General features: G+C 70.1%; 15 protein-coding genes and 2 pseudogenes. 8 read left to right on the top strand and 9 right to left on the bottom strand.

The annotated features are described in order from the left end of the window. Nucleotides 1-91 precede the first annotated feature (91 nt). Both H570_RS0102685 and H570_RS0102680 read left to right on the top strand, forming a co-directional pair. The gene (locus H570_RS0102685) at nucleotides 92-892 is read left to right on the top strand and encodes a hypothetical protein (protein WP_156899807.1); all 801 of its coding nucleotides are present in this window, start codon (nucleotides 92-94) and stop codon (nucleotides 890-892) included. A gap of 195 nt (nucleotides 893-1,087) precedes the next feature. Beyond that, the gene (locus H570_RS0102680) at nucleotides 1,088-1,363 is read left to right on the top strand and encodes a hypothetical protein (protein ID WP_027079402.1); all 276 of its coding nucleotides are present in this window, start codon (nucleotides 1,088-1,090) and stop codon (nucleotides 1,361-1,363) included. Nucleotides 1,364-1,443: 80 nt separating this feature from the next. Here the strand turns inward: H570_RS0102680 and H570_RS16100 are convergent, their stop codons facing one another. The 7 genes and pseudogenes from H570_RS16100 to H570_RS0102645 all read right to left on the bottom strand — a co-directional run bounded on the left by H570_RS16100 (nucleotide 1,444) and on the right by H570_RS0102645 (nucleotide 7,704). After that, complete coding sequence (locus H570_RS16100; RefSeq protein ID WP_036134976.1) at nucleotides 1,444-1,734, bottom strand: hypothetical protein; 291 nt, start codon at nucleotides 1,732-1,734, stop codon at nucleotides 1,444-1,446. Between the two features lie 169 nt (nucleotides 1,735-1,903). After that, the gene (locus H570_RS0102670) at nucleotides 1,904-2,347 is read right to left on the bottom strand and encodes a barstar family protein (protein WP_051176030.1); all 444 of its coding nucleotides are present in this window, start codon (nucleotides 2,345-2,347) and stop codon (nucleotides 1,904-1,906) included. After that, nucleotides 2,344-2,814 carry a guanyl-specific ribonuclease gene (locus tag H570_RS0102665; protein WP_027079400.1) on the bottom strand — a complete coding sequence of 157 codons (471 nt, stop codon included), beginning with the start codon at nucleotides 2,812-2,814 and terminating at the stop codon, nucleotides 2,344-2,346. The genes H570_RS0102670 and H570_RS0102665 overlap by 4 nt, the downstream gene beginning before the upstream one ends. 74 nt (nucleotides 2,815-2,888) lie before the next feature. Further along, complete coding sequence (locus H570_RS0102660; RefSeq protein ID WP_084499770.1) at nucleotides 2,889-3,278, bottom strand: I78 family peptidase inhibitor; 390 nt, start codon at nucleotides 3,276-3,278, stop codon at nucleotides 2,889-2,891. 55 nt (nucleotides 3,279-3,333) lie between these two features. After that, a pseudogene (locus tag H570_RS0102655) lies at nucleotides 3,334-4,152 on the bottom strand (ribonuclease H-like domain-containing protein); the annotation flags it as partial. A gap of 424 nt (nucleotides 4,153-4,576) precedes the next feature. Next, entirely contained in the window at nucleotides 4,577-7,060 is a 2,484-nt protein-coding gene (locus H570_RS16095; RefSeq protein WP_051176028.1) for a DEAD/DEAH box helicase, read from the bottom strand. A gap of 131 nt (nucleotides 7,061-7,191) precedes the next feature. Further along, entirely contained in the window at nucleotides 7,192-7,704 is a 513-nt protein-coding gene (locus H570_RS0102645) for a hypothetical protein (RefSeq protein ID WP_027079397.1), read from the bottom strand. 69 nt (nucleotides 7,705-7,773) lie between these two features. Between H570_RS0102645 and H570_RS0102640 the strand changes: the two genes are divergently transcribed. The 3 genes and pseudogenes from H570_RS0102640 to H570_RS0102630 form a co-directional block, all read left to right on the top strand. Beyond that, nucleotides 7,774-8,376, top strand: a complete 603-nt coding sequence (locus H570_RS0102640) for a DUF938 domain-containing protein (protein WP_036135120.1) — start codon at nucleotides 7,774-7,776, stop codon at nucleotides 8,374-8,376. 185 nt (nucleotides 8,377-8,561) lie between these two features. Then, complete coding sequence (locus tag H570_RS0102635; protein ID WP_027079395.1) at nucleotides 8,562-9,299, top strand: ATP-binding cassette domain-containing protein; 738 nt, start codon at nucleotides 8,562-8,564, stop codon at nucleotides 9,297-9,299. Nucleotides 9,300-9,502: 203 nt separating this feature from the next. Next, nucleotides 9,503-10,906, top strand: a pseudogene (locus H570_RS0102630) (ABC transporter permease/substrate-binding protein); the annotation flags it as partial. A gap of 116 nt (nucleotides 10,907-11,022) precedes the next feature. On the opposite strand, the gene H570_RS0102625 reads toward H570_RS0102630, so the two are convergent. Continuing rightward, a complete protein-coding gene (locus H570_RS0102625; RefSeq protein ID WP_027079393.1) occupies nucleotides 11,023-12,219 on the bottom strand; it encodes an aminotransferase class V-fold PLP-dependent enzyme in 1,197 nt (398 codons plus the stop codon). 95 nt (nucleotides 12,220-12,314) lie between these two features. Here H570_RS0102625 and egtB point away from each other — a divergent pair, with 95 nt between their 5' ends. The 3 genes from egtB to H570_RS0102610 all read left to right on the top strand — a co-directional run bounded on the left by egtB (nucleotide 12,315) and on the right by H570_RS0102610 (nucleotide 16,973). Next, the gene (gene egtB, locus H570_RS19285) at nucleotides 12,315-13,607 is read left to right on the top strand and encodes an ergothioneine biosynthesis protein EgtB (RefSeq protein WP_036134973.1); all 1,293 of its coding nucleotides are present in this window, start codon (nucleotides 12,315-12,317) and stop codon (nucleotides 13,605-13,607) included. Further along, nucleotides 13,604-14,566, top strand: coding sequence for an L-histidine N(alpha)-methyltransferase (gene egtD / locus H570_RS0102615; protein WP_027079391.1), 963 nt, complete (start codon nucleotides 13,604-13,606; stop codon nucleotides 14,564-14,566). Before egtB ends, egtD begins: the two co-directional genes overlap by 4 nt. A gap of 496 nt (nucleotides 14,567-15,062) precedes the next feature. Next, nucleotides 15,063-16,973: a M61 family metallopeptidase gene (locus H570_RS0102610; protein ID WP_027079390.1), complete on the top strand. Its 1,911-nt coding sequence runs from the start codon at nucleotides 15,063-15,065 to the stop codon at nucleotides 16,971-16,973. A 40-nt stretch (nucleotides 16,974-17,013) separates the two neighbouring features. On the opposite strand, the gene H570_RS0102605 is transcribed toward H570_RS0102610, so the two are convergent. After that, entirely contained in the window at nucleotides 17,014-20,736 is a 3,723-nt protein-coding gene (locus H570_RS0102605; RefSeq protein ID WP_425411543.1) for an indolepyruvate ferredoxin oxidoreductase family protein, read from the bottom strand. Between the last annotated feature and the right edge of the window lie 129 nt (nucleotides 20,737-20,865).

Raw genomic sequence — 20,865 nt, 5'->3', positions numbered from 1 at the left:
TTCGCGGCGAGCGTCCTCGGGTCGGCACTAGGTTCAATCCGCGGCGCCGGGCGCCTACCTTCGTGGCATTCCCGGTTTGCAGGACATGACCATGAGCGATGGAAGCGGTGGCGCAGGCGGCGCCGGTGGCGCGGGCGACAGCGGCAGCAGCGGCGCGGATGCCGCGAGCGCGGCAAACGCCGCAAGCGCCGCGGCCGATGCGGTGAGCCAGGCGGTCGACGCGCTGTCGTCGGCGATCAGCAGCGCGGTCAGTTCGATGGCCGAGAACGTCGGCCTGTCGCAGGCGCTCGGACAGCTCGGGCAGGCGCTGGGGATCAGCGCCGAGGACATGCAGGGCATCGTCGGCGCGGCGGTCATGGGTGCGATCACCGGCGGCCTGCCCGGCGCGATCGCCGCGGTGGCGCAGGGCCTGATCGGTGGTTCGCTCAGCGAAGCGGCGCACGATGCGGTGGCGTCCAGCGGCATGCCGGCGGCCATGCAGGCGGTGGCCGACATGGCCATCAACTCGTTTGCCCAGGGCGTGCCCGGCGCTTTCAATGCCGGCAACCTGCAGGGCACGATCAATTCGCTCGCCGCCGGCGTGCTCGGCGGCCACGTGCCGTCGGCAGCAGATGTCGGCGACGTGGCGCGTGCCATTTCCGGGCTTACCGACGTCGCGCGCGGTGCCTTCAACGACGTGGCGGCGGGCGGCTTTTCCAGCGCGACCGATGCGGCGTCGGCGTTCGACGGCGCGGTGCGCGGTGCGTTCGAGCAGGGCAGCAGGATCGCGCAGGACGTGGCGGCGCGGATGGCCGAAGGTCGCGGCGTGTATGCCGATGGCGGCCATGATGCGCTCGGCAACGCCGCGGAACAGCTCGCCGTGTCCACTGCGCGCCTGATCGGCGGGAACTGACCGACCGGGCTTTTGCAGCAGCGGCCCAGGTCGCAAACCAGACTGCTCCGGCCCATCAGGCCGGAACAGCTTCGCCACCGAACCTGCCGGCGCCCGCACCTTGGCCGTAATACGCAAGGCGGCGGCGGAGCGCTGGTCCCACGCGCGATGCGGCACAATCCCGGCCACGCCATCGACCAACGCGGGGGTTTCGCCATGCGCTTTCCGATCATGCAGGCCACGGCCTTGCACGCCACCGTCGTGAGGATTGCGGTGCTGCTCGCCGTCACCCTGTCCGCGAGCGCTTGCGGCAGCGTCGAGTATCGCGACAGCAACGCCGCGGTGGACGCCAATCCGCTGTGCGCCAGCGCACCCAGCCAGCCCGGCGAACCGGTGTCGAAGGACTGCGAGCGGACCCGGGAGGCGGGCTGGCGCCTCGATGCCCAGCCGTCCCGCGAGCCGCTCGACTTCAGCGGCGGCAGCAAGGACTGACGCGGCGACCGGCGCGACAAAGAAAACCCACCTTCCCGGAGGAAGGTGGGCAATGAGCTGGACCTGGAGAGAGAGGGAGGTCAGCCCGCGGGCGGCGCCGTGGAATCGGTCGGCGCGTCCGGGTTCTGCGGGTCGGTCGGGGTGTCGACCGGCGGCGGCATGGTGGTGTCGTGAGGGATGATCTCGTCGTTGGGCGGCGGCACCATGGTGTCGTCCGCTGGCGGCGCGGGTTGGGGTGGCGTGTCTGCCGGCGCGGGCTGCTCCACCGGCGGCGCGGCTTCGGGCGGCATCGCGCCGTCGTCGTTCTTGCCGCAGGACGCGAGCACCAGCAGCGCCGCTGATGCGGCAATGGGGAAAATGACGCGTCTCATGCGTGGTTTCCTCGTCACCGGGAGACACGTGCAGTGTGCGAAGCGACATGTAGCCGCCGCGTTAGTTTTCCCGAATGAAATCGTGGAATCGGCTTTGGGGCGCCCGGTGTTGCGCACGATTCATCGGCGCACGGGGTCGATGCACGCGCGGCGCGCAGGCGCGTCGCCGTCAGCCCGGTTCGAGTACCTCGTCCAGCGCCGCCGCCGACAGCGGCACCAGCGCCCAGAACGGCAGCCGCTGCGCCGACCAGGACATCGCGGCGTCGTTGAGGATCTCCAGCAGGGTGGCGAAATCGAACGGCTCCGATACGCGCCACGCGCTGGCGTGGTCGAGCAGCAGCAGGTAGCCGTCCGCCGGCCACCACGAGAGGTCGCCCAGGCAGTCGGCCAGCGCGTCCCAGTTGCCGCCGAACCATTCGGGGAAGCGCAGCGCGGCGGCGAAGCGCTCCAGCACCTCGTCCCTGCCGTCGCAGCCGGCGAAATCGATCGCGGCCACTGCGAAGCCCAGCCCGCGGGCGATTTCTTCGAGCCCCTCGCGGTCGCGCACGTCGATGAAATAGGCGCCGTTCTGGCTTGCGTCGGCCAGCAGTGCACCCAGCTCCTGCGCGCTCACTGCCGCGCCTCCGCGGGCATGAAGCGGCGGAACGAGCGGTAGTGATCGGCGGTGTAGAAGAACTCGACGGGCGGATTGCCGCCGCTGACGATGCGGCGCGCGCCGCGGTCGCCGGCCGCGGGCGTGCGCACGGTGAACTCGCGGTAGTAGCCGCGCGGCTGCGCTGGCAGCAGGCGCTCGCGGTTCTGGAAGCTGGCGCCGTCCTGGCGGTGCGGATAGGGGCCGCCGCGTTCGATCAGGGCGAGCGTGTCGAGCGCTTCGGCGGGTAGCCAGGCGGGATAGCCCTGACCTGCAGCCGGTGCGCGCGACGCCGAACCGACCGGTGGCATCGTCGTTGGTGCGTGCGTGTTGGCAGGGCGGCTCGCCGACGTCCCGGCGGCCGGTGCGGGGGCCTGCGTGCCGCGCTGCGACCACGCCCAGAGGGCGAGCAGCAGCAGTCCGATGATAAGCCAGGCATTGCGTCGCATCGCGGCGTTCCGGCAGCGGTCAGGAGAAGGCGGTTGGCGTCAGCGGTTGCGTGGACGGCACGGCCACCGCGGCATCATCCGCAGGTGATCCGGACGATCGCGTTGTGCGCGTCGACCTCGACGTTGAGGCGGTCGACGCGGTAGTCCATCGTCACCGGCTGCCCGGGCTTGATCACGCGCACCGCGCCGGTGGCGCCGGCGGCGGCCTGCGCCTGCGCCACGGTGGTGTCGGCGGCCTCCTGGCCGACGAACGACTGCGCGGCGTCGGCATTGCACTGCGCGGTGGCGTCGCCCGGGGTGGTGGCCGGCGGTGCTTCCGGCGCGGGCGTCCCCGGCGCCGGTTGCGCTGAAGACGCCGGTGGAGCGGATGGCGCGGCGCCGTCCTGGCTCGACGCGCAGGCGCCCAGCGAAAGCGCCAGGGCGGCCGCGAGCGAAACGGGGAAGAGGCGGGAGAAGGTGGCCATCGACATGCTCCGGGTCGGAAACCGCGAGCGTGCCGGCGCCGCCGTGTGCAAAACGTTAACCCGCGCCCGTCGCCTCGTCGCCGTGCAACGCCACCAGTTTCGCCATCAGCAGGGCCAGGGTCACCACGTCCTGGTGGTTGTGCGCGGCAACGCGCCCCAGCAGCGCCGACGAGCCGCCGCGCAGGTACTGCAGCCATGCCGCGGGCGCCTGCGATCCGGGCAGGTCGTCTTCGCGCACCACGCCCAGCGCCTCGCGTTCGATCGTCGCCAGCCGGCAGTTTTCCCAGCGCCCGCGCCAGCGTCGGCGCGACGGGAACAGCAGGTCGACGTGCGCCAGCGCGTGCAGCGGATCGGGCAGGCGCGCCAGCCGGTAGCGGGTCCTGAGCAGCGGCGCGTCGTAGCAGCGGCCGTTGTAGCTGGCCAGCACCGTGCGCGGCGACAGCCAGCCGGCGAACGCGCGCAGCATGTCGGCCTCGGCGGCCATCGTCGCGATCAGCAGCTGGCGCACGCGCAGGCCGTCGCCGCGTTCGGGGTGGCGATGGAAATCCGCCGCGCCGATCATGAAGGCGCGGGTGCCGGTGCCGCCGGCAAGCCCCGTGGTCTCGGTGTCGAAGAACAGCAGGTCGCGCGGGTCGACGTCGACCTGCGCGGCGGAATCGAGGCGCATCGACGCGCGCGCGGAGAAGGCCAGCGACCAGGTCGCCGGCGGAGCGGGCATCGGCAGGTGCGTTTCGACCAGTCGCACGCCGGACGCGATCTCCTCGCCGGGCAGCGAGCGGTCGACCGGTCCGCGTGCAGGCAACTGTGTGACGGTGCGTGCGCGGATGCCAAGCAGGCGGCGCAGCGACTCGATCGATTGCGCGGCGGGTTTCGGTTTCCCTACGCGCGGATGCGGATCGTGCAGCAGGGTCCCTTCGTTTGCGACGGCGTCGAAGGGTTGGCGTGGGCTTGCACTGGCGCACGCGCTGCTTTCGGAGGGTTGTGCCGGATCCGACGCAACCCCCTCCCAGCCTCCGCCTGCCTTCGCACGGGGAGGGGCGGAGGCGCCACCGACCTCGCGGCGCAGCGCGCGCAGCTTCTGCAGCGAGATGCTCATCGCCAGCGTTCTCGCAGGAGCGGCTTCAGCCGCGAGCTTGTGGCTTGGATCCTCCCCGTGCGAAGGCAGGCGGAGGCTGGGAGGGGGTACTCACGGTTCGCGATGATCCCAAACACACCCCTCCCCAACCCTCCCCTGCCTTCGCAGGGGAGGGAGCTGAAAAGCTCGCGGCTGAAGCCGCTCCCACCATGGCGTGCGGCCCTCACGTTGTCGACGCGGTCAGCAGGCCGAGCACCTGCAGCGCCAGCTGCTTCGGCGTTGCCAGCGTCTTCGTCTCGTCGGACGCGAGCACCGGGCCGACGCAGGCGGGGCAGCCACTGCTGCAATCGCAGGCGGCGACCAGCTCGCGCGCGCGCGCCACCAGTTCGGCCTGGCGCTGCCACAGCGGTTCGCTCAGGCCCACGCCGCCGGGGAAGTTGTCATACAGGTACACCGTGGGCACGAATCGCGCGGTTTCGACCAGCACGCCGTCGCCCGCACCATCGTCCGTGGGCGTGTCGCCGCCGATCGCCACGGCCTTGCCGTCCTGGTCCCGTGCGCGTCCGCGGCCGCCGCCGTCCTGGGTTGCGAACCACGCGCCGTCGCCGTTGCCCACCGACTTCTGCAGGTCGCGCGCGTCGGCCATCACCGCCACCGTCGCCACCACGTGCAGCGCGTGCGCGGCGCCGAGGAAGCCGTCGAGCGCGTCCTGCTTCGATGCGAACGCCGCGACCAGCACCGCCTGCGGCAGCTGCCACCACGCCGCGGTGGTATGCAGCTCCTGGTCGGGCAGGTTGACCGGGCCGTAGCCGATGTTCTCGTGGCTGTAGTAGCGGATCTTCTTGTAGCCGGCGACGCGCCGGACCACGTGCACCTCGCCGTGGTGGGCATCGCCGCGGCCCGCTGCGCAGCCGTCGAAGCGGTCGAGCACCTTCAACTTCGTGAAGTCGATGCTGTCGGTGTAATAGTCGACGAAGGTGCGCGCGACGAACGCCTTGCGGCCTTCCCAGTCGAGTTTTTCCACCTGGTAGGGGGTGGACTGCACCATGTGGATCGCGCCCTCGTACAGGGTGAGCGCGGCGGCCGAGTAGTCGACTTCGGCAATGATCTTCTGCGCGCCGTCGGTGCGGTCGACGACCACGAAGTTGCCGTCGGCCACCGAGCGCAGCGACACCGCCTGCGCCGGGTAGCTGTCGGCGATCCACTCCCAGCGCGCGCCCTCGCGGTGCACCACGCCGGTTTCGGCCAGTGCTTCGAGGTACACCTCGGGATCCACCGGGCCGAATGCGTCGCCGGCCTCGAACGGCAGCTCGAACGCCGCGCAGCGGATGTGGTCGAACAGCACCAGCGGCTGGTCGGGCGCGATGCGCGCGTGCTCGGGACTCGCGTCGGCGAAAAAGTCCGGATGCCGCACCACGTACTGGTCCAGCGGCTGTGAACTGGCGACCAGCACGCCAAGGCTCGCCCGCTGCCGGCGGCCGGCGCGGCCGAAGCGCTGCCAGGTCGCGGCCACGGTGCCGGGGTAGCCGTTGAGCACGACCACGTCGAGGCTGCCGATGTCGACGCCGAGCTCCAGCGCGGAGGTGGCGATGATCCCGTCGATGCGGCCGGCACGCATGTCGCGCTCGGCGGCGCGGCGCTCGGTGGGCAGGTAGCCGCCGCGATAGGCGCGGATACGCGGCGGCTTGCGCGGGTCGTGGTCGAACACGTCCTTGAGGTACTTGGTCAGCACTTCCACCATCAGCCGGCTCGACGCGAACACCAGCGTCTTCAATCCCGACTTGATCGCAATGCGGGCGATGCGGTTGGACTGCGAGCGCGCCGACGCGCGCAGGCCCAGGTCCTTGTTGACCACCGGCGGGTTCCACAGCAGCACGTGCCTGTCGCCGGTCGGCGCGCCGGATTCGGTGATCGCATGCACCGGCGCCTCGAGCAGCGCCTCGCAGTGCTGGCGCGGGTTGCCGATCGTCGCCGAGCACAGGATGAACTGCGGGCTCGCGCCGTAGAACGCGCACACCCGCTTCAGGCGCCGCAGCACGTTGGCCACGTGCGAGCCGAACACGCCGCGATAGGTGTGCACCTCGTCGATCACGACAAAGCGCAGGTTCTCGAAGAACTGCGCCCACTTGGTGTGGTGCGGCAGGATCGCCTGGTGGAGCATGTCCGGATTGCTGACCACGATGTCGCCGTGCAGGCGGATCGCCTGGCGCGCGTCGCCGGGGGTGTCGCCGTCGAAAGTGAAGGCTTTCACGCCGAGCCGGCCGGCGTTGTTGAGTTCCAGGAGTTCCGCCACCTGGTCCTGCGCCAGCGCCTTGGTCGGGAACAGGTAGAGAGCTTTCGCCCGCGACTGCATCGCTGCAGCCACCACCGGCAGCGTGTAGCACAGCGACTTGCCCGAAGCCGTGGGCGTCGCGATGGCGACGTGCTCGCCGCGCCGCGTGGCGTGCCAGGCTTCGGCCTGGTGCGAGTAGAGGCGCGTGATCCCGCGCGCGTGCAGCGCCGACCTGAGGCCTTCGGGCACGTCGTCGGGGATCGGTGCGTAGGCGCCGTCGCGCCCGGGCAGGGTGAAGTTGCCGGTGATCCGGTTGCCGTAGCGCCGCGCCAGTGCACGGGTCAGCGCCGCGCCGTCGCCGCTGCGGCGGCCCGCGCCATCGAGCGCCAGCGCGCGCTCCTCGTCCTCGACCCGCCTTGCCAGTGCCTGTGCCATCTGCCGCCCCCGTGAAGAATCGACAGTGGAGCGGAAGGCTGTCGCAGCCGGTGAGACGCGCAGCCCGGCTCGGCATTGCGGGCGCGGCGGGGAACGCGCATGTCGCGGGAAAGGGGGCTTGCCCTGCCTGCCTACGCCCTTGCCCGCGCCCCGGTGATTTCATTCGCGGCCACCACCCGAACGGTGAACGCACGCAGCCGCGCCGGGCTCGAGGCCCCGATGCCCCGTGCGTCGCCGGCGGTGTAGAGCGTCACGTGCGCGGGCGGCACCGGCAGCTGGCGCCCGAGCAGCCACCCCAGTGCGCGATGGAAAGGTGCCATCGCGGGCAGGTGGACCAGTTCGATGATCGAATGCGCGACGGAGCCCTTGCTGCATCCGGCGAGCGGTTTGCGCAGCAACACGAGACGGCCGCTGCGTTCGAATCGCCAGTCCAGGGCATTCCGCGCCTCGCGGACCCGCGCTATTGCAGACGCCCCGAACGTCGCCTGCAGCTCGCGCCCCAGCGCGCTGCCGACCAGGGTGACGTGGAGTTCCGGCTTGGGGTCGAAGGCCAGTCCGTCGAGGCGGATGCCGCCGGCCGGCGGGGGCCAGCGATCCGGCGGCAGCGGCAAGACCATGCCGGCGGCGTGCGCGAACGTCGTCATGGCGCCATGATGCGCAGAAGCCGCAAGACGCACCACCGCAACGCCACCTGCACGCTCCCATCCGCAACCATGGCCATCGACAAGCCCTTCGCCCCCGCCTGCGAACGCAACCGCGAGCCGATCCTCGCGGTGCTGCGCGACCGCTTCGCCGAGCGCCGCCGCGTGCTGGAGGTCGGCAGCGGCACCGGCCAGCATGCGGTGCATTTCGCCGCGGCGATGCCGTGGCTTGAATGGCAGTGCTCGGATCGTGCCGAGTCCCTGGCCGGCATCCGCGCGTGGCTGGACGAGGCGGGCCTGCCGAACACCCCGCCACCGCTGCAACTGGACGTCGCGCGCGGTCCGTGGCCGGCCGGGCGATTCGACGCGGTGTTCAGCGCCAACACGCTGCACATCATGGGCTGGGCCGAGGTGCAGGCGTTCTTTGCCGGAATGGCCGGCGTGCTGGCGGATTCGGCGAGCGTTGTCGTGTACGGGCCGTTCAATCGCGGCGGCGCGTATACCAGCGACAGCAACCGCGATTTCGATGGCTGGCTCAAGGCGCGCGACCCGCGCTCGGGCATTCGTGGCTTCGAGGAAGTGGACGCACTGGCGCGTGCAATCGGCCTGCAACTGGTCGACGACGTCGCGATGCCGGCCAACAACCGCTGCCTGGCCTGGCAGCGCGAGTCGTAGGTCAGGCGACGCCCCCGGCGGCTGTTCGCGCACGCCCGGGCGCATCGGCAATGCGTGATGCAGCCGCAGGCTGGAATCACGCCGCAGACGGCGCTTGATTCCTTCGCAGTGACGAAACGCGAATCCGTTGCGCTCAACGCAGAAGCCTTCGGAGGCGTTGCCCCGACCTGCGATATCCTCGCGCAATGTTCGAACTGCGCCAGGTCTCGAAGCGCTACGGGCCGACGATCGCGCTCGATGCGCTGGACCTGTCGATCGCGGCCGGAAGCACCACCGCGCTGATCGGGCCCAGCGGCGCCGGCAAGTCGAGCGTGCTGCGCATGCTGGTGGGACTGGAATGGCCGGACAGCGGCCAGGTGCGCTTCGACGGCGAACCGCTGCGCCGCGCGACCTTGCTCGAACAGCGCCGCCGCATCGGCTACGTGATCCAGGAAGGCGGGTTGTTCCCGCATCTCACCGGCGCCGGTAACGCCGCGCTGCTGGCGCGCACGCTGGGCTGGGACGCTTCGCGCATCGAAGCGCGGCTGCGCGAACTGGCGGAACTGTGCCGGTTGCCGTTCACGGCGCTGTCGCGCTACCCGGCGGAGCTGTCGGGCGGCCAGCGCCAGCGCGTCGGCCTGATCCGCGCGCTGATGCTGGACCCGCGGGTGCTGCTGCTCGACGAGCCGCTCGGCGCGCTCGACCCGGTCGTGCGCCACGAGCTGCAGGCGCAGATGCGCGACCTGTTCGACGCGCTCGGCAAGACGGTGGTGCTGGTGACGCACGACGTGGCCGAAGCGGCGTGGTTCGGCGACACGCTGGTGCTGCTGCGCAATGGCCGCGTGCTGCAGCAGGGCAGCGCGCGCGACCTGCTCGATGCGTCGGCCGATCCGTTCGTGCGCGAGTTCATGACCGCACAGCGCAGCATCGGCGAAGTGGCGTGAATCCCCTCGCGACCGCCGTGGCCCCGGCGTTGCCCATCGCGCGGCTGGTGCATCTGCGCACCGCCCTTTCGGGAGCGACGGCAGCACGATGGCGAGCCTGCGTGGTGCTCCTCGGCATGGCCGTCGGCATGTCCAGCCCGGCGTCGGCCGGAGCGCCTGGCGCGGCGCAGGGTATCCGCGTGACGGCCAAGGCCGGCACCCATCTCGTCATCGGCTCGAAGAACTTCACTGAAGCGGTGATCCTTGGCGAGATCGGCGCCGGCCTCGCGCGCCAGCAGGGGTTGCAGGTCGAACACAGGCGCCAGCTCGGCGGCACCCGCATCCTCTGGCGCGCGCTGGAGAACGGGCAGGTCGATGCCTACGCCGAGTACACCGGCACGCTCGCCGAAGAGCTGCTGCAGATACCCGGTGCGGACATCGCCACGCTGCGCACGGCGCTGGCGCGGCGCGGGCTGGCGATGACCGATTCGATCGGCTTCGACAACACCTACGCGCTGGGCATGCGCGAGCAGCGCGCACGGGCGCTGGGCATCGCGACGGTGTCGGACCTGCGCGCGCATCCCGGACTCAGGCTCGGCCTGAGCAACGAGTTCATGCAGCGCGCCGATGGCTGGCCCGGCCTGCGCGACACCTACGGCCTGCCGCAAAAGCCCGACGGGCTCGACCACGATCTGGCCTATCGCGCGCTCGCCAGCGGCGCGATCGACATCACCGACCTGTACGGCACCGATGCCGAGATCCCGTACTACGGGCTGAGGGTGCTCGACGACGACCGCCACTACTTCCCGCCGTACGCGGCGGTGTACCTGTACCGCGCCGACCTCGCGCAGCGCGCGCCGGCGTGGGTGGCTGCGCTGCGTGGCATGGCCGGGCGCATCGACGCGGCGACGATGCAGCGGCTCAACGCGCGGGTGAAGCTGGACCACGAGAAGGAGGCCGACGTCGCCGCCGGCTGGCTCGGCGTCGATGCGCCCACCGCCAGCGGCCGCGCCGCGCGCATCTGGCAGCGCACGCGCGAACACCTGGCGCTGGTCGGGATCTCGCTCGGGCTTGCCCTGCTGGTGGCGCTGCCGCTGGGCGTCTTCGCCGCGCGCCGCAAGCGGCTGGGGCAGGTGGTGCTGTCGCTGACCGGCGTGCTGCAGACGCTGCCGTCGCTGGCGGTGTTCGTGTTCATGATCCCGCTGTTCGGCATCGGCGCGAAGCCGGCGATTGCCGCGCTGTTCCTCTACAGCCTGCTGCCGATCGTGCGCAACACGCACGCCGGCCTGGCCGGCATCCCGCGCGAACTGCGCGAGACCGCCGCCGCGATCGGCCTGCCGCCGCGCACGCGGCTGTGGCGAATCGAACTGCCGCTGGCGCTGCGCACGATCCTGGCCGGCATCAAGATTGCCGCGGTGATCAACGTCGGCACCGCGACCCTGGGCGCGCTGATCGGTGCCGGCGGTTACGGCCAGCCGATCCTCGCGGGCATCCGCCTCGACGACATCGGCCTGATCCTCGAAGGCGCGGTTCCCGCTGCGGTGCTCGCACTGCTGGTGCAGGGCGTGTTCGAAGTCGTCGAACGGGTGATGACGCCGCGTGGCCTGCGGATCGCCGCGCGCGCCTAGCGCCCGCTCTTGCAGGAGCGGCTGATGGCCGCGGGCTTCTGATCTAGCCCCGCGAAGACTGGGAAGAGGACAAAGGCTCGCGGCCATGCGCCTCTCCTGCGAAAACTGGCGGCTGCTTAGCAGGTTGCAGCGGCCGCGACGGCCGCCACGCGCGCCATGTCCTCGACTTCGACATGCAGGTGCGGCGCAATCCGCAGCAGCCCGTAGCGTCGCGTGCAGACGATGCGTTCGCGCTGGAACGCCGCGAACACCGCGTCGAGCTGATCCGCGGGCGGGCGCAATGCAGTGATGTGCGGTGCGTGGCCGGGCGTCTTCCATCGTGACAGGCCTTGCGCGTCCAGCGCCGCATCCAGTGCGCGGGTGCGTTCGCCCAATGCGTCGGCGATTGCCGCCACGCCCCAGGCCGCAACCTGCGCGACGCCGGCCGCCGCCATTGCCAGCCGCACCGGATCGTCGAGTCCGCCGGCATCGAAGCGCAGCGCGCCGGCGCGATACAGCGGCGCGTCGTCGAGCGGAAACCGCCAGCCGTCGCCGGCATCGCGCGCCGACCAGTGCTGCTCGATCGCAAGGCCGAGCGTGCGCCAGTGCGGCGCGCACCACAGCCAGGCCAGGCCGACCGGGCCGAGCAACCACTTGTAGCCCACCGACACCGCGAAATCCGGTCGCCAGCGTGCGAGGTCCGCGGGCAGCGCGCCGAGGCTCTGGCTCAGGTCCAGCACCAGCGCCGCGCCGATGTCGTGCACGCGCGGCGCGATGCGGTCGAGGTCGAGCAGCGCGCCGTCGTCCCAGCGCACCTGCGGCAGCGCGACGATGCGCGGCAGCGGGCCGGACTCGAGCGCGGCGAGCACCGCGGCGGTCCAGTCCCCGCCCTCACCGCGCTGCACGCCGACCAGGCGCGCACCGCGTTCGGCGCAGCGCTGCTGCCATGGCAGCAGGTTGGAGGGGAACTGGCCTTCGAGTACCAGCACGACGTCGCCGGCATCGAGCGGCAGATTGCGCGCCGCGGTGGCGAGGCCGTAGGACGCCGACGGCACCGCGGCGATCGCACCGGAATCGCCGTCGAGCAGTGCCGCGATGCCGCCGCGCAGTCGTTCGAGCATGGCTTCCGGCGGTTCCGGCGGCGCCTGCCATGGCGCGGCGCCGGCGTCGAGTGCGGCCAGTCCGGCGGCCTGCACGGCGCGCAGCCGCGGCGCCATCGCGGCGCAGGCGAGATACAGCACGTCGCCCGACGGCATGAATGCGCTGGCGGCAGCGCCAAGGTCCGCAGGTGCGGCGGAAACGAGTCCGGCCGATGTGTCGCGCGGCGTAACCATCGCCGCACTGTACTGCGGAGGCGGTGCGCGTGGCGCGCGCGATCGACTGCGGCTCCCGTCACCTGGCGTTGAAACGGGCGCGTTATCCTCGTGCCATGCCCGTGTCTTCCGCCCCGCCCGTTGCCGGCCGCGACGCGCAGCGAGCAACGTCCACGCTCGCCGACCGCTACCGCGCGGTGCGCGCGCGCAGCATCGCGCTGGCCGCGCCGCTGTCGGCCGAGGACGCGATGGTGCAGAGCATGCCCGACGCCAGCCCGGCGAAATGGCACCTGGCCCACACCACCTGGTTCTTCGAGCGTTTCGTGCTCGGCGCGCAGCCCGGCTACGTGCCGGTCGACGTGCACTGGGACTACCTGTTCAACAGCTACTACAACAGCGTCGGCCCGATGCATGCGCGGCCGCGACGCGGGCTGGTGTCGCGACCGTCGCTGATCGAGGTGCTCGAGTATCGGGAACAAGTCGATGCGCGCATGGCGAGGAGATTCGATGCGGATGACTTCGACGAACAGGCCGAGCGCGTCATCCTGCTCGGCACCCACCACGAACAGCAGCACCAGGAGCTGCTGCTGACCGACATCAAGCACGCGCTGTGGTGCAATCCGCTGGGGCCGGCCTACCGCGAAGACCTGCCGCATCGTCCGGGGCAGGACGTGCCGCTGCGCTGGATCGCGCGCGACGAGGCCATCGCCGAGGTCGGCGCCGCGGCGTGGCCGCAGGCGTCGCGCTTCGCCTACGACAACGAATCGCCGCGCCACCGCGTGCTGGTCCCCGCGCACGCGATGGCGTGCAGGCCGGTGAGCAATGGCGAGTACGCGCGGTTCGTCGCCGACGGCGGCTATGCCAATGCCGAGCTGTGGCTCAGCGACGGCTGGTCACTGCTGCAGGCCGAAGGGTGGCAGCGGCCGCTGTACTGGCACGAGGACGGCGCGCGCGAGTTCACCCTGGCCGGCTGGCGCGAACGTGATCCACACGCGCCCGCCTGCCACCTGAGCTACTACGAAGCCGATGCGTTCGCGCGCTGGGCCGGCGCGCGCCTGCCGACCGAGGCGGAGTGGGAACAGGCCACGGATGGCGTTGGAGTCGATGGCAACTTCGTCGAGACCGGTGCGCTGCATCCGCAGGCATCCGCAGGCGCCGGCGGATTGCAGCAGCTGTTCGGCGACGTCTGGGAATGGACGGCCTCGGCCTACACGGCCTATCCGGGGTTCCGGCCGCTGCCCGGTTCGCTCGGCGAATACAACGGCAAGTTCATGAGCGGGCAGTGGATCCTGCGTGGCGGCAGCTGCGCCACGCCGCGCGACCACGTGCGTGCCAGCTATCGCAACTTCTTCCCGCCGCCGGCGCGCTGGCAGTTCTCCGGCGTGCGGCTTGCGAAGGATTCGGCGTGAGCGCCGTGCTCAAGCTGACCGACCTGCAGCCGACGCCCGACGACATCAGCGGCGACGTGCTCGCTGGCCTGTCGCGACATCCAAAGCGGCTGCCGTCGAAGTACTTCTACGACCGTCGCGGCTCGGAGCTGTTCGAGGAAATCACCCGCCAGCCCGAGTACTACCTGACGCGCATCGAACTGGCGCTGCTCGAAGCCAGCATGGCGCAGATCGCGGAAGCGGTGGGCGCGCGCGCGCACGTGGTCGAGTACGGCAGCGGCAGCGGGCGCAAGACCCGGATCCTGCTCGATGGACTCGACGACCCGGTCGCCTACACCCCGATCGAGATCTCGCGCAGCGCGTTGCTGGCCAGCGTCGAACGCCTGGATCGCGAGTTTGGCGACGTCGAAGTGCTGCCGGTGTGCGCCGACTTCACCCAGCCGGTGCCACTGCCGCGGCCCAGGCGCGCGGCCGACCACGCGCTGGTGTTCTTCCCCGGCTCGACCCTCGGCAACTTCACCGACACCGAGGCGGTGCGGCTGCTGCGGGCGATGCACCAGACCATGGGCAACCGCGGCGGCGCGCTGCTCGGCATCGACCTGCAGAAATCCCCGGCGATCATCGAGCCCGCCTACAACGATGCCAACGGCGTGACCGCGAAGTTCACCCTGAACCTGCTGGCGCGGCTCAACCGGGACATCGGCAGCGACTTCGACCTCGACGGCTTCGCGCACCGCGCCGAATACGTCGAAAACGCCGGGCGCATCGAGACTTTCCTGGTCAGCCGCCGGGCGCAGGACGTGACCGTCGAAGGGCACGTTTTCCATTTCGGCGCCGGCGAGGCGATGCAGGTCGAATACAGCCAGAAATACACCGACGCGGGATTCTCCGGGCTCGCCGGACTGGCGGGCCTGAAGGTCGTGCGTGCGTGGAACGATCCGCAGGACTGGTTCGGGCTGCGCCTGCTGCGGCGCGACTGAGCCCTTCTCCCGCACGCGGGAGAAGGTGGCGCGAAGCGCCGGATGAGGCGCGAGCGTGGCGAGCTGCTCTTGATCTGTCCTGCCCGGTAATCGAAACACAAGGATCAAGAGCTTTCGCGCCGTGACGGCGCGAGCCACCTTTCCTTGCTTGTGCAAAGAAACCTGGCGCAAAGAAAGCACACCCCGCCTGCGCGCCCGACGCTGTGCGTCGGGTTCGCGGAGCCGGCGGGATTTTTCGAACGGGATCCTGCCCCTGCGAAAAACGCCGCACATCCATGTGCGGCGCCCTGCGGGTCTTGTCCGCCGGCTCCGCCGCTCCGGAGGGGCCCCCACAAAGGTCAAGATCAATAGCAAACGCAACGGCAAAAGCAGTGCTCGTCGTGCCCCTACAGGGCTCCGACGCGGATACCGCCTCACCACCGTGCCCAATGGCATGGTGACGAACGGACCATACCGGGCGAGGATGGGGATTGTCCCGATACGCAGGAATCGCCGCATGCGCCGTTCGCACCTCGCCAGCCTGTCGCTCGCCGTTGTCCTCGCCCTGTCGTCGCCGTTGGCGGCGCGGCTCGTGCACGCCGAAGTGCCACCGCCGGCCGACGTGGCGTATCCGGGCACGATCGCGATCGACGTCGATGCCACCGACACCGCGCAGCGCATCTTCCGGGTGAAGCAGACGATGCCGGTGCAGGCAGGTCCGCTGACGCTGCTGTTCCCCGCATGGCTGCCAGGCAACCACGCCGCGTCCGGGCCGATCGACAAGATCGCCGGGCTGGAGATCACCGCCAACGGCCAGCGACTGGACTGGACGCGCGATCCGCTCGACGTGTTCGCCTTCCACGTCGAGGTGCCGTCCGGCGTGTCGTCGCTGTCGATGCAGTACCAGTACCTCACGCCCACCGGCCGCGACCAGGGTCGCGTGGTGATGACCCCGGACATGCTCAACCTGCAGTGGAACGCGGTGGTGCTGTATCCGGCCGGGCATTACGCCAGCCGCATCCAGTACGCGGCTTCGGTGACCTATCCGGCGGGCTTCCAGGCCGCGAGCGCGCTCGATGTCGCCAGCCGCGCGGGCGACACCGTGCGGTACCAGCCGGTGCCGCTGGACATCCTGGTCGATTCGCCGGTGTACGCGGGCCGTTACTTCAAGACCATCGACCTCGCCCCGGGCGCGAAGGTGCCGGTGCGGCTGAACGTGGTCGCCGATGCGGCCAAGTATCTTGAAGCCAAGCCCGAGCATGTCGAGCAGCATCGCGAACTGGTGAAGCAGGCGCTGAAGCTGTACGGCTCGCAGCACTACGACCACTACGACTTCCTGTTCTCGCTGTCGAAGCAGATGAGCGGCAACGGGCTGGAGCACCAGCGCTCCAGCGAGAACGGCCTAGGCACCGACTACTTCACCGGCTGGGACAGGAAAGCCGGCAGCGACGATCTGCTCGCGCATGAGTACACGCATTCGTGGAACGGCAAATTCCGCCGTCCCGCCGACCTGTGGACGCCCAACTACAACGTGCCGATGCAGGGCAGCCTGCTGTGGGTCTACGAAGGCCAGACCCAGTACTGGGGCAACGTGCTGACCGCGCGCGCGGGACTGCGACCGATGCAGGCCTCGCGCGACGCGCTGGCGCTGGTCGCGGCGACCTATGCCGACAACCGGCCGGGCCTGGAATGGCGCGCGCTGCAGGACACGACCAACGACCCGATCGTCGCCCGGCGCCGGCCCAAGCCGTACCGCGGCTACCAGATGAGCGAGGACTACTACTCCGGCGGGCAGATGGTGTGGCTGGAAGCCGACGCGCGCATCCGCAAGCTCAGCGGCGGGAAAAAATCGCTGGATGATTTCGCGCGCGCGTTCTTTGGCATCGAGGATGGCGAATGGAAGCGGCAGGCCACCTACACCTTCGACGACGTGGTCGCGACGCTCGACGGCGTGGCGCACGACGACTGGGCGAGGTTCCTGCGCGACCGCCTCGACGGCAAGGCGCCGCTGACCGGTGGCATCGAGGCCAGCGGCTGGAAGCTGGTCTACAAGGATGAGCCGAGTGCCTATGCCAAGGCGCAGATGAAGGGCGACAGCGGCGCGGCGGGCTTCATCTATTCCATCGGGCTGAACATCGGCAAGGGCGGCAATGTCATCGAAGTGCGCTGGGACAGCCCGGCATTCGATGCCGGCGTCGGCACCGGCATGACGATCGTCGCGGTCAACGACATCGCCTACGACAAGGACATCATGGAGGACGCGATCAAGGCGGCGAAAGGCGGCAAGGCCCCGATCCGGCTGATGGTCAGGGAGTTCGATCGCTATCGCAGCATCGACGTCGACTACCACGACGGCCCGCGCTACCCGCACCTCGAACGCATCGAGGGCACGCCGGACTACCTGACGAAGATCCTCACTCCGCGCTAGCCGGCTGCTGCAGGAGTGGCCCAGGCCGCTCCCGCACGGCTCATGCCGCCTGCACGATCCGCAGCGGATTCTTCCACTCGGCCAGCAATTCGGCCTCGCGCGCCCTGGCCTTGTGCAGGTGCGCTTCCTTGACGTGGCCGTAGCCGCGGATCTGCTCCGGGATGCCGGCGATCTCGGCGGCGAGGTCGACGTTGCCGCCGTCGAGGGTGTCGAGCAGGCCGCCGATCGTCTTCTCGTAATCGGTGATCAGCTGACGCTCCATCCTGCGTTCGGCGGTGTAGCCGAAGACGTCGAGCGCGCTGCCGCGCAGGCCGCGCAGCTTTGCCAGCACCTTGAACGCCGTGAACACCCAAGGCCCGTATTCCTTCTTCTGCAGTTCGCCCCTGGCGTTGCGCCTGGCCAGCAGCGGCGGGGCGAGATGGAAGTGCAGCCTGTAGTCGCCGTCGAACTTCTGCTCGAGGTTCTTGCGGAAGTCGCCGCTGGTGTACAGGCGTGCGACTTCGTACTCGTCCTTGTAGGCCATCAGCTTGAAGAAGTAGCGGGCGACGGCCTCGGACAGGTCGGTGCTGCCCGGGGCCTTCGCCTGCTCGGCGGCGCGCACCCTGGCGACGAAGTCGGTGTAGCGCTTCGCGTAGCCGGCGTCCTGGTACTCGGTGAGGAAGGCGGCGCGGCGCGAGATCAGTTCGTCGAGCGAGCGTGACAGGCGGCTGTCGTCGAGGGGAAGGAATTCAACGTTGTCTTGTTCTCCTTCCCTCATCCGGCGCTGCGCGCCACCTTCTCCCGAAGGAAGAAGGGAAGCGTCGGCGTGCGCGGGCAGGTGACGCAGCTCGTCCTCGGCACGCGCGGACTTCGGCGCGGAAGTCGAACCCCACTCGGTGCTTTCCCATTCGCCCGGCGGCAGCGACTGCAACGCGCCCGGCGTGCTTTCGGCTGCGGTCGGCGCATTGCGCACCACGCCGGCGGCGTCGAACACCGCATCCGGGTCGATCGCGGCCAGCCGCCCCCAGGCGAAGGCGGTCTTGTTCATCTCGATCGCGGCGCCGTTCAATTCCACCGCGCGCATGATCGAATCGAACGACAGCGGCACCAGCCCGCGCTGCCAGGCGTAGCCGAGCATGAACAGGTTGGCGGCGATCGCGTCGCCCATCAGCGCGGTGGCGATCCGGGTGGCGTCGATCAGCAAAGGCGCGGCGCCGTCGAGCGCGTGCTGCACGGCGGCGACGATGTCGGCAGCCGGGAACTGCATGTCCGGGCGCGTGGTGAAACTGCCGGGCATCGCTTCCCAGGTGTTGAGCACGACCTGGGTGCGCTGGGCGCGGATCTTCGACAGCGTCCAGTAATCGTTGACCACGACCATGTCGCAGCCGAGCACGAGGTCGGCTTCGCCCGCGGCGATGCGCACGGCGTGGATGTCGGCCGGCGACTTGGCGATGCGGATGTGGGTGGTGACCGCGCCGCCCTTCTGCGCCAGGCCGGTCTGGTCGAGCACGGTGGAGCCGCGGCCTTCGAGGTGCCCGGCCATGCCAAGCAGCGCGCCGATGGTGACGACGCCGGTGCCGCCGACGCCGGTGATCAGGATGTTCCAGGGCCGCGAGAAATCGGTCGAGAAGGTCGGCGCCGGCAGGTTGGCCAGGCGATCGGCGTTGCTGGCCTTCCTGCCCCTGCGCAGGGTGCCGCCGTGCACGGTGACGAAGCTGGGGCAGAAGCCTTCGACGCAGCTGTAGTCCTTGTTGCAGTTGGACTGGTCGATCTCGCGCTTGCGGCCGAACTCGGTGTCCTTGGGCAGCACCGACACGCAGAACGATTTCTGCCCGCAGTCGCCGCAGCCTTCGCACACCAGCGTGTTGACGAACACGCGCTTGGCGGGATCCACGATCTTGCCGCGCTTGCGGCGCCGGCGCTTCTCGGTGGCGCAGGTCTGATCAAAGATCAGCACCGACACGCCCTTGACCTCGCGCAGGCGCTTCTGCACCGCGTCGAGTTCGCGACGATCGAGGAACTCGACGCCGTTCGGGAAGATCGACTTGTCGCTCCACTTCTCGATCTCGTCGCTGAGCACCACGATCGCCTGCACGCCCTCGCTGCGCACCTGGTGCGCGATCTGCGGCACCGACAGCGTGCCGTCGACCGGCTGTCCGCCGGTCATCGCCACCGCGTCGTTGTAGAGGATCTTGTAGGTGATGTTGACCCCGGCCGCGACCGACTGCCGGATCGCGAGCGAGCCGGAGTGGAAGTAGGTGCCGTCGCCGAGGTTCTGGAACACGTGCGGGGTGTCGGTGAACGCCGCCTGCCCGCACCAGGTCACGCCTTCGCCGCCCATCTGGGTGAACGTGTCGGTGTCGCGGTCCATCCACGTCACCATGTAGTGGCAGCCGATGCCGGCCAGCGCGCGCGAACCTTCCGGCACCACGGTCGAGGTGTTGTGCGGGCAGCCCGAGCAGTAGTGCGGCACGCGCGGGAACTGCGCGCGCGGCAGCGCCAGCGCGCCTTCCTTCTCCTCCATCCAGCGCAGCACCTCGCGCATGTGCCCGGAATCACGGCTTTCATCGGGCATGAAGCGCTGGATGCGGCGCGCGATCACCCCGGCGATGGTCGCCGGCGTGAGTTCGTTGGTGCTCGGCAGGATCCACGCGCCGGACTCGTCGTACTTGCCGACGATCGACGGGCGCTGGCCTTCGAAGTTGTAGAACAGCTCCTTCATCTGGCTCTCAATGAAGCTGTGCTTCTCCTCGACGACGAGGATGTCTTCCAGCCCCTGCGCGAACGCGCGGATGCCGACCGGTTCCAGCGGCCAGGTCATGCCGACCTTGTAGACGCGGATGCCGAGCTGCGCGCACGCCTGCGCGTCGAGGCCGAGGTATTCCAGTGCCTGCAGCACGTCGAGGTAGCTCTTGCCGGTGGTGACGATGCCGAGGCGCGCATTCGGCGAATCGATCACGACACGGTCGATGCGGTTGGCGCGCGCGAACGCCTGCGCGGCCTTCACCGCGTAACGGTGCAGGCGCATCTCCTGGTCCAGCGGCGGATCCGGCCAGCGGATGTTGAGCCCGCCGACCGGCATCTCGAAATCGTCCGGCGTCACGATCTGCAGCGCGAACGGATTGACGTCCACCGACGCCGAAGATTCCACCGTCTCGGCAATCGTCTTGAAGCCGACCCAGCGGCCGGTGTAGCGCGACATCGCCCAGCCGAGCAGGCCGAGCTCGAGGATGTCCTGCACGCCCGCGGGATTGAGGATCGGGATCATCGCGCTGGTGAATTCGCCTTCCGAGCCGTGCGGCAGCGTCGACGAGCGGCAGGCGTGGTCGTCGGCCGCCAACGCCAGCACGCCGCCGTGCTTCGAGGTGCCCGCGGCGTTGCCGTGCTTGAACACGTCGCCGCAGCGGTCCACGCCCGGACCCTTGCCGTACCACATCGCATAGACGCCATCGACCCTGGCGCCCGGGAACAGGTTGGTCTGCTGCGTACCCCAGACCATGGTCGCGCCGAGGTCCTCGTTGAGGCCGGGGGTGAACTTCACGCCCGCGCTTTCGAGGTGCTTCTTCGCCCGCCACAGCTCCAGGTCGAAGCCGCCCAGCGGCGAGCCGCGGTAGCCGGAGATGAAGCCGCCGGTGTTCAGGCCCGCGGCCTGGTCGCGCAGCCGCTGCATCAGCGGCAATCGCACCAGCGCCTGCACGCCGGACAGGTAAATGCGTCCCTGGGTGCGGGTGAACTTGTCCTCCAGGGTGTAGTCCAGGTCCAGCGCGCTGTTGGTCAGGGCGATGTTGGCGGAGGCGGGCGAGGAGAGCTCGGCGGTGCTGGTCATGGCGGCGGGCATCGTCTGGCGGGCGACCGGGGTCGCGGGCTGGGGCCACGGCCAATGTGGGCCGGATGGCGCTGAAAAACGCGCGAA

Origin of the sequence: Luteimonas mephitis DSM 12574 (assembly GCF_000422305.1) — a bacterium.
Lineage (GTDB): Bacteria > Pseudomonadota > Gammaproteobacteria > Xanthomonadales > Xanthomonadaceae > Luteimonas > Luteimonas mephitis.
The sequence above is the reverse complement of the archived record's forward strand: the minus strand, read 5'-3'. Positions and strand labels throughout refer to the sequence as shown.